7 protein-coding genes and 3 pseudogenes are annotated in these 9,467 nt (G+C 49.2%); 8 read left to right on the forward strand and 2 right to left on the reverse strand.

Annotation, left to right across the window (positions count from 1 at the left end):
* The first annotated feature begins 294 nt into the window (after positions 1-294).
* From QWY90_RS17245 to QWY90_RS17270, 6 genes and pseudogenes are all read left to right on the forward strand, one after another.
* Positions 295-1,073: pseudogene (locus tag QWY90_RS17245) on the forward strand (aminotransferase class I/II-fold pyridoxal phosphate-dependent enzyme).
* Complete coding sequence (locus QWY90_RS17250; protein WP_500683666.1) at positions 1,070-1,438, forward strand: aminotransferase class I/II-fold pyridoxal phosphate-dependent enzyme; 369 nt, start codon at positions 1,070-1,072, stop codon at positions 1,436-1,438. Before QWY90_RS17245 ends, QWY90_RS17250 begins: the two are co-directional and overlap by 4 nt.
* Before the next feature lie 863 nt (positions 1,439-2,301).
* Positions 2,302-2,826 (forward strand): HAD family acid phosphatase, encoded by a 525-nt coding sequence (locus tag QWY90_RS17255; RefSeq protein WP_290284002.1) that lies wholly within the window; start codon positions 2,302-2,304, stop codon positions 2,824-2,826.
* Entirely contained in the window at positions 2,823-3,230 is a 408-nt protein-coding gene (locus tag QWY90_RS17260) for an HAD family acid phosphatase (RefSeq protein ID WP_290284008.1), read from the forward strand. The genes QWY90_RS17255 and QWY90_RS17260 overlap by 4 nt, the downstream gene beginning before the upstream one ends.
* A gap of 249 nt (positions 3,231-3,479) precedes the next feature.
* On the forward strand, positions 3,480-3,782 hold the full coding sequence (locus tag QWY90_RS17265) for a secondary thiamine-phosphate synthase enzyme YjbQ (protein WP_336622148.1): 303 nt from the start codon (positions 3,480-3,482) through the stop codon (positions 3,780-3,782).
* Positions 3,779-4,135: an MmcQ/YjbR family DNA-binding protein gene (locus QWY90_RS17270; protein ID WP_000155657.1), complete on the forward strand. Its 357-nt coding sequence runs from the start codon at positions 3,779-3,781 to the stop codon at positions 4,133-4,135. Before QWY90_RS17265 ends, QWY90_RS17270 begins: the two co-directional genes overlap by 4 nt.
* A gap of 47 nt (positions 4,136-4,182) precedes the next feature.
* Here QWY90_RS17270 and uvrA read toward each other — a convergent pair.
* A pseudogene (gene uvrA, locus QWY90_RS17275) lies at positions 4,183-6,991 on the reverse strand (excinuclease ABC subunit UvrA).
* Positions 6,992-7,244: 253 nt separating this feature from the next.
* Here uvrA and ssb1 point away from each other — a divergent pair.
* Positions 7,245-7,780 (forward strand): annotated as a pseudogene (gene ssb1 / locus QWY90_RS17280) (single-stranded DNA-binding protein SSB1).
* A 98-nt stretch (positions 7,781-7,878) separates the two neighbouring features.
* On the opposite strand, the gene QWY90_RS17285 reads toward ssb1, so the two are convergent.
* Positions 7,879-8,160, reverse strand: coding sequence for a YjcB family protein (locus tag QWY90_RS17285; protein ID WP_001295689.1), 282 nt, complete (start codon positions 8,158-8,160; stop codon positions 7,879-7,881).
* Positions 8,161-8,588: 428 nt separating this feature from the next.
* On the opposite strand from QWY90_RS17285, the gene QWY90_RS17290 reads away from it, so the two are divergent.
* Complete coding sequence (locus QWY90_RS17290; RefSeq protein ID WP_500683667.1) at positions 8,589-9,149, forward strand: CSS-motif domain-containing protein; 561 nt, start codon at positions 8,589-8,591, stop codon at positions 9,147-9,149.
* Positions 9,150-9,467: the final 318 nt, after the last annotated feature.

The raw sequence follows: 9,467 nt of genomic DNA on the forward strand, positions 1-9,467 counted from the left end.
TGTAATATTTGATTGTCTGTGCCGGATGCGGCGTGAATGCCTTATCCGGCCAATAAAATCCTAAAAATTCAATAAGTTGATGTTCTTTCATGCTCTTATAAAGGTCGTGCCTCTGGCGGATGTACGTTTGTCATGAGTCTCACTCTGTTGCTAATTGCCGTTCGCTCCTGAACATCCACTCGATCTTCGCCTTCTTCCGGTTTATTGTGTTTTAACCACCTGCCCGTAAACCTGGAGAACCATCGCGTGTTTCAAAAAGTTGACGCCTACGCTGGCGACCCGATTCTTACGCTTATGGAGCGTTTTAAAGAAGACCCTCGCAGCGACAAAGTGAATTTAAGTATCGGTCTGTACTACAACGAAGACGGAATTATTCCACAACTGCAAGCCGTGGCGGAGGCGGAAGCGCGCCTGAATGCGCAGCCTCATGGCGCTTCGCTTTATTTACCGATGGAAGGGCTTAACTGCTATCGCCATGCCATTGCGCCGCTGCTGTTTGGTGCGGACCATCCGGTACTGAAACAACAGCGCGTAGCAACCATTTCAAACCCTTGGCGGCTCCGGGGCATTGAAGTGGGCGCGGATTTCCTGAAACGCTACTTCCCGGAATCAGGCGTCTGGGTCAGCGATCCTACCTGGGAAAACCACGTAGCAATATTCGCCGGGGCTGGATTCGAAGTGAGTACTTACCCTGGTATGACGAAGCGACTAACGGCGTGCGCTTTAATGACCTGTTGGCGACGCTGAAAACATTACCTGCCCGCAGTATTGTGTTGCTGCATCCATGTTGCCACAACCCAACGGGTGCCGATCTCACTAATGATCAGTGGGATGCGGTGATTGAAATTCTCAAAGCCCGCGAGCTTATTCCATTCCTCGATATTGCCTATCAAGGATTTGGTGCCGGTATGGAAGAGGATGCCTACGCTATTCGCGCCATTGCCAGCGCTGGATTACCCGCTCTGGTGAGCAATTCGTTCTCGAAAATTTTCTCCCTTTACGGCGAGCGCGTCGGCGGACTTTCTGTTATGTGTGAAGAGCCGAAGCCGCTGGCCGCGTACTGGGGCAATTGAAAGCAACAGTTCGCCGCAACTACTCCAGCCCGCCGAATTTTGGTGCGCAGGTGGTGGCTGCAGTGCTGAATGACGAGGCATTGAAAGCCAGCTGGCTGGCGGAAGTAGAAGAGATGCGTACTCGCATTCTGGCAATGCGTCAGGAATTGGTGAAGGTATTAAGCACAGAGATGCCAGAACGCAATTTCGATTATCTGCTTAATCAGCGCGGCATGTTCAGTTATACCGGTTTAAGTGCCGCTCAGGTTGACCGACTACGTGAAGAATTTGGTGTCTATCTCATCGCCAGCGGTCGCATGTGTGTCGCCGGGTTAAATACGGCAAATGTACAACGTGTGGCAAAGGCGTTTGCTGCGGTGATGTAATGCAGGAAAGCAGGCTGGAGCTACCCAGCCTGCAGTGAAATTAAACTGTCGTCGCTTTCACTCTTTCTTTATAGATGATTTTTTGATGCCATCGTTCTACGTGAGAGATAATAAACGTTGTTAGTTCTTTTATTGTTAAGCTTATCCCAATTATCTGGAATTCCTTATCCTGTTTTTTTGGGTGGAGTAATAATTTCTGCACATCTAACCATTATTAAATTAATAATAAGTATCGGGTTTGTTACGATAGAATATTTCTATATCCTCAAGAATATGCTTTGCCTTATTGCCTGTGACTTTCTGAGATTCAATTATAGTATCGTTAAATTCTAATGTTAAAGAGAAACTCTTTTTTCCGCTTTGTGTAAGTTTAACCTTATATTGATTACAATATCAAATAAAAGGTCCTGTAATGAGAATAATCACCTTTAACCTCCTCGGCAAAACAGCAAAGCGTGCAAATATACATAAAGTCTTTCTTACCCCTGATTTTGTTAACTAAATCAATAAATGCGTGAAAAACTTTACTTGCAATAGAACTTGATACTTCTTCTCCAGGTCTAAAAAATCTTTTGCAATTTTTAACTGTGTTTCTATGTATAAAAAGAAATCTTTGGCATAAGAGATATCTTTATTATTTAGTGCATCTAGCTCAACAGGTAAAGATGTCGTTTTGTTGCTATTCACATATGATATATTCATATCATCATCTCCATCGCGAGTAATAAAATTAATCACCATTGTAGGGTAGGGGGGCTGGTCAATCAGAAATCATCTTTATAAACTCGATTGTTTTTGTAATGCTGTATCATTAAGTTCATTAAATCGTACAGCAGATAAATGTTCTATCAAATTTCGCTCATTTGCCGAGGATTCATCATAATAAACGTAAAATTAATGTATCCTTACATCGAGTAATAAACATTTTTTATACAAAAAAAGACAGGAACGTATTTACTGGGTTAAATATAATCATCCTGCTTTTCATCACAAAAACCGCAGATAATCCTTCCTTTCCCCGGCAGCTGGCGTATGGTCAGATGGTTTTGCAACAATCTCACAATAAAAAGTTTCAACATACTGACTATTTAGGGAAAAATATGCGCAAGATCACACAGGCAATCAGTGCCGTTTGCTTATTGTTCGCTCTAAACAGTTCCGCTGTTGCCCTGGCCTCATCTCCTTCACCGCTTAACCCTGGGACTAACGTTGCCAGGCTTGCTGAACAGGCACCCATTCATTGGGTTTCGGTCGCACAAATTGAAAATAGCCTCGCAGGGCGTCCGCCAATGGCGGTGGGGTTTGATATCGATGACACGGTACTTTTTCCAGTCCGGGCTTCTGGCGCGGCAAAAAAACCTTCTCGCCAGAAAGCGAAGATTATCTGAAAAATCCTGTGTTCTGGGAAAAAATGAACAATGGCTGGGATGAATTCAGCATTCCAAAAGAGGTCGCTCGCCAGCTGATTGATATGCATGTACGCCGCGGTGACGCGATCTTCTTTGTGACTGGTCGTAGCCCGACGAAAACAGAAACGGTTTCAAAAACGCTGGCGGATAATTTTCATATTCCTGCCACCAACATGAATCCGGTGATCTTTGCGGGCGATAAACCAGGGCAAAATACAAAATCGCAATGGCTGCAGGATAAAAATATCCGAATTTTTTATGGCGATTCTGATAATGATATTACCGCCGCACGCGATGTCGGCGCTCGTGTATCCGCATTCTGCGCGCCTCCAACTCTACCTACAAACCCTTGCCACAAGCGGGTGCGTTTGGTGAAGAGGTGATCGTCAATTCAGAATACTGACAGAGCGGGAGAGCGTGATGCTCTCCCGAATGCTGTTTTTTTTAATCACACCTTTATCCTTTCGCTGTCTTGCTGCAAACTGATTAAGAGAGTTTTATCAAGGAGCAGCACATGTGGTATCAAAGACGCTCACGCTTAGCGCCAAATCTCGTGGGTTTCATCTGGTAACGGATGAAATTCTGAATCAGCTGGCTGATATGCCGCGCGTTAACATCGCTTACTGCATCTGTTGCTGCAACATACCTCCGCCTCTCTGACACTTAATGAGAACTGCGATCCCACCGTACGCCACGACATGGAGCGTTTTTTCCTCCGCACCGTTCCCGACAACGGAAATTATGAGCATGACTATGAGGGAGCAGACGATATGCCTTCTCATATCAAATCCTCAATGCTGGGAACATCGCTTGTATTGCCGGTGCATAAAGGCGTATTCAGACCGGCACCTGGCAAGGCATTTGGCTGGGGGAACATCGCATCCACGGCGGATCGCGTCGCATCATCGCGACACTACAAGGGGAGTAAAAAATGACCATTTCGGAGTTGCTACAATATTGCATGGCAAAACCAGGCGCAGAACAGAGCGTGCATAATGACTGGAAAGCGACGCAGATCAAAGTGGAAGATGTACTGTTTGCGATGGTGAAAGAAGTAGAAAATCGCCCAGCTGTTTCGCTGAAAACCAGCCCGGAGCTGGCGGAGCTGCTACGTCAGCAGCACAGCGATGTGCGTCCAAGCCGCCATCTGAATAAAGCGCACTGGAGCACCGTGTATCTCGACGGTTCGCTGCCAGATTCGCAAATCTATTATCTGGTGGATGCGTCTTATCAGCAGGCGGTGAATTTACTGCCGGAAGAAAAACGTAAATTGCTGGTGCAACTCTGAAAGGAAAAGGCCGCTCAGAAAGCGGCCTTAACGATTACAGCATCGGCTTAAGGAAGCGTGCCGTGTGTGATGCTTCCGCACTCCGCGACGGTTTCTGGCGTACCGGAGACGAGGATCTCGCCGCCACCACTGCCGCCTTCTGGTCCCAGGTCGACAATCCAGTCAGCGGTTTTGATCACGTCGAGATTGTGCTCAATCACCACAATGGTGTTGCCCTGATCGCGCAGTTTATGCAGTACGTCGAGCAGTTGCTGAATATCGGCGAAGTGCAGACCGGTGGTCGGCTCGTCGAGAATATACAGCGTCTGCCCGGTGCCGCGTTTTGACAGTTCACGCGCCAGCTTCACGCGCTGGGCTTCACCGCCTGAAAGGGTGGTTGCGGACTGCCCCAGTCGAATGTACGTCAGGCCAACGTCCATCAACGTTTGCAGCTTACGCGCCAGTGCAGGTACGGCATCAAAGAACTCACGCGCCTCTTCGATGGTCATATCCAGCACTTCGTGGATGGTTTTGCCTTTGTACTTAATCTCCAGCGTTTCACGGTTATAGCGTTTACCTTTGCACTGGTCGCACGGCACGTAGATATCCGGCAGGAAGTGCATCTCCACTTTGATCACGCCATCGCCCTGACAGGCCTCGCAGCGTCCGCCACGAACGTTAAAGCTGAAACGTCCCCGGCGTATAGCCGCGCGCACGGGATTCCGGTACGCCCGCAAACAGTTCGCGCACAGGCGTAAACACGCCGGTATAGGTCGCCGGGTTAGAACGTGGAGTACGACCAATTGGGCTTTGGTCGATATCGATCACTTTATCGAAATGCTCCAGCCCCTGAATATCGCGATACGGTGCTGTTCGGCGATGGTCGCCCCATTCAACTGGCGTTGGGCAATCGGGAACAGTGTGTCGTTAATCAGCGTCGATTTACCGGAACCTGAAACCCCGGTGATGCAGGTAAACAGACCCACCGGCAGCGTCAGCGTCACGTCCTTCAGGTTGTTGCCGCGTGCGCCTGTCAGCTTCAGCACTTTTTCCGGATTCGCCGGAACGCGTTTCTTCGGCACTTCAATCTTGCGTTTGCCGCTCATGTACTGCCCGGTCAACGACTCCGGCACCGCCATAATCGCTTCCAGCGGACCTTCTGCGACCACTTCACCGCCGTGAACACCTGCGCCCGGGCCAATGTCGATCACATGGTCAGCGGCGCGAATTGCGTCTTCGTCGTGCTCCACCACAATCACGGTATTACCGAGATCGCGCAGATGGATAAGCGTACCCAACAGGCGCTCGTTATCACGCTGGTGCAGGCCGATAGACGGCTCGTCCAGCACGTACATAACGCCAACCAGGCCCGCACCAATCTGGCTCGCCAGACGGATACGCTGTGCTTCACCGCCAGAAAGCGTTTCTGCCGAGCGGAAAGCGTCAGGTAATTCAGCCGACGTTAACGAGGAATTTCAGACGATCGCCGATCTCTTTAAGGATTTTTTCTGCAATCTTCGCCCGCTGACCTGCGAGTTTGAGATTGTTGAAGAATTCCATCGCATGACCAATGCTCATGTCGGAGATAGCAGGCAGCGGCGTATTCTCGACATACACGTGGCGCGCTTCCCGACGCAGACGCGTCCCTTCGCAGCTGGCGCACGGACGATTACTGATAAACTTGGCTAATTCTTCGCGTACCGCGCTGGATTCCGTCTCTTTATAGCGGCGCTCCATATTATGCAGCACGCCTTCGAACGGATGACGACGAATGGAGGTATCGCCACGATCGTTCATGTATTTGAATTCAATGTTTTCTTTGCCAGAACCGTAACAACACCACTTTATGCACGTTCGCGCTCAGGCTGCCCCACGGCGCTTCGACGTCGAACTTATAGTGATCTGCCAGCGATTTCAGCATCTGGAAATAATAGAAGTTGCGGCGATCCCAGCCACGGATCGCACCACCAGCCAGCGACAGTTCCGGATTCTGGATCACTCGATCAGGATCGAAATATTGCTGTACGCCAAGGCCGTCGCAGGTCGGGCAGGCCCCGCCGGGTTGTTAAACGAAAACAGTCGCGGCTCCAGTTCACGCATACTGTAGCCGCAAATTGGGCAGGCGAAGTTGGCGGAGAACAGCAGCTCTTCCGCTTTCGGGTCGTCCATATCCGCCACTACCGCGGTACCACCGGAAAGCTCCAGCGCGGTTTCAAATGACTCGGCAAGACGTTGGGTAAGATCGTCACGCACCTTGAAGCGATCAACCACCACTTCAATGGTATGTTTCTTTTGCAGTTCCAGTTTTGGCGGATCGGAAAGATCGCAGACTTCGCCATCAATACGAGCACGGATGTAGCCCTGGCTTGCCAGGTTCTCCAGCGTTTTGGTGTGTTCGCCTTTGCGCTCTTTAATGATTGGCGCGAGTAGCATCAGACGCTTGCCTTCCGGCTGCGACAGCACGTTATCCACCATCTGGCTGACGGTTTGCGCCGCCAGCGGGACGTCGTGGTCCGGACAGCGCGGCTCGCCAACGCGGGCGAATAACAAACGCAAATAGTCGTGGATTTCGGTGATTGTCCCCACCGTAGAACGCGGGTTATGAGACGTCGATTTCTGCTCAATTGAGATGGCAGGAGAAAGCCCCTCAATATGATCGACGTCCGGCTTTTCCATCAGTGACAGAAACTGCCGCGCGTAGGCGGAAAGGGATTCAACGTAACGGCGCTGCCCTTCGGCATATAAGGTGTCGAAAGCGAGCGAGGATTTGCCAGAACCCGAAAGCCCGGTCACGACAATGAGCTTGTCGCGGGGGATAACGAGGTTGATGTTTTTGAGATTATGGGTGCGGGCGCCCCGAACTTCGATCTTATCCATTCACCTTTCCCGGATTAAACGCTTTTTTGCCCGGTGGCATGGTGCTACCGGCGATCACAAACGGTTAATTATGACACAAATTGACCTGAATGAATATACAGTATTGGAATGCATTACCCGGAGTGTTGTGTAACAATGTCTGGCCAGGTTTGTTTCCCGGAACCGAGGTCACAACATAGTAAAAGCGCTATTGGTAATGGTACAATCGCGCGTTTACACTTATTCAGAACGATTTTTTTCAGGAGACACGAACATGGCCAGCAGAGGCGTAAACAAGGTTATTCTCGTTGGTAATCTGGGTCAGGACCCGGAAGTACGCTACATGCCAAATGGTGGCGCAGTTGCCAACATTACGCTGGCTACTTCCGAATCCTGGCGTGATAAAGCGACCGGCGAGATGAAAGAACAGACTGAATGGCACCGCGTTGTGCTGTTCGGCAAACTGGCAGAAGTGGCGAGCGAATATCTGCGTAAAGGTTCTCAGGTTTATATCGAAGGTCAGCTGCGTACCCGTAAATGGACCGATCAATCCGGTCAGATCGCTACACCACAGAAGTCGTGGTGAACGTTGGCGGCACCATGCAGATGCTGGGTGGTCGTCAGGGTGGTGGCGCTCCGGCAGGTGGCAATATCGGTGGTGGTCAGCCGCAGGGCGGTTGGGGTCAGCCTCAGCAGCCGCAGGGTGGCAATCAGTTCAGCGGCGGCGCGCAGTCTCGCCCGCAGCAGTCCGCTCCGGCAGCGCCGTCTAACGAGCCGCCGATGGACTTTGATGATGACATTCCGTTCTGATTTGTCATTAAAACAATAGGTTATATTGTTTTAAGGTGGATGATTAAAGCATCTGCCAGCCATAAAAAAGAAGCCTCCGTTATGGAGGCTTCTACGTATCAGGTCAAAATCATTGGCCATTGTGGCGGTGTCTGATTCATCTCTTCTATCATCACCGACTCGATGTTGTGCCAGATAGCGGTGATGTCCGCCATTGTGATGCCAAGCAACCCCATTGCGAACCAACAGGCGGAAACAACGCCCAGACCGCTGCTGATCACCGCAAGCCCGACATAATCAGACCGACGAAAACGGATGTTGAGTGTGCTGGCCAGAAACATCATTACGGCACTAAGAAGTTGCCAGCGAAGAAGAACCACGCCAGTGGTGAGGGTAGCCATCAAACAATTCCTCTGAAAAGAGCCGATGCCCTGGACAGCGCGGCGTTGTTCACGGGAGGCGTGGTACACTCTGGCTATCGCGGGGCTTGCAGAACACAAAAATGAAACACTCTGTTTGTTTCATTAATTTTGTGAACTATATCACAATTGATTGTTTGTTAGCCATATTAGGCCGTGACTTTTATTGCTGTACAGATTATGTGGTTTTTCAGTGGCATTAAGGGCATATCTTCCCGCCGCCTCTGCATCCTGTAGGAAATTAATTTTGAATATCAATGAATTATTTTCATCCAGGTGACGATTAGAAAGGTATCAATTTCAAATCAGGCAAAAGTGCTATTTATACCGTAAGATTTATCTAAAGACGTCGGTACCCAGGGTTTTCACCTTGCAATGGCCGGGTATAAACAGGCAGGAAATTGATAGCAATGAGTCATCGTGCACGACACCAATTACTGGCGTTGCCGGGCATTATCTTTTTAGTTCTCTTTCCCATCATTCTTTCGCTATGGATTGCCTTCCTTTGGGCAAAATCAGAAGTGAATAATCAGCTCCGAACCTTTGCTCAACTGGCACTGGATAAATCCGAGCTGGTCATTCGCCAGGCAGATTTAGTGAGCGATGCAGCTGAACGCTATCAGGGGCAAGTTTGCACTCCAGCCCATCAAAAGCGAATGTTGAATATTATTCGTGGCTATCTTTATATTAATGAATTGATCTATGCCCGTGATAACCATTTTTTATGCTCATCGCTGATAGCGCCTGTAAACGGCTATACGATTGCACCGGCCGATTATAAGCGTGAACCTAACGTTTCTATCTATTATTACCGCGATACGCCTTTTTTCTCTGGCTATAAAATGACCTATATGCAGCGGGGAAATTATGTGGCGGTTATCAACCCTCTCTTCTGGAGTGAAGTGATGTCTGATGACCCGACATTGCAATGGGGTGTGTATGATACGGTGACGAAAACCTTTTCTCGTTAAGCAAAGAGGCCTCGGCAGCAACGTTTTCTCCGCTGATTCATTTGAAGGATTTAACCGTACAAGAAATGGCTATTTATATGCGACAGTTTATTCGACAAAACGCCCAATTGCAGCCATTGTTGCGACTTCATATCAACGTCTTATAACCCATTTTTATAATCATCTTATTTTTGCGTTGCCCGCCGGTATTTTTGGGGAGTCTTGTTCTGCTATTACTCTGGCTACGTATTCGACAAAAACTATTTATCTCCCAACGTAAATTGCAACGCGCCCTCGAAAAACATCAACTTTGTCTTTATTACCAGACACACGTGTCAT

Origin of the sequence: Flavobacterium paronense, from assembly GCF_030409795.1 — a bacterium.
GTDB lineage: Bacteria > Bacteroidota > Bacteroidia > Flavobacteriales > Flavobacteriaceae > Flavobacterium > Flavobacterium paronense.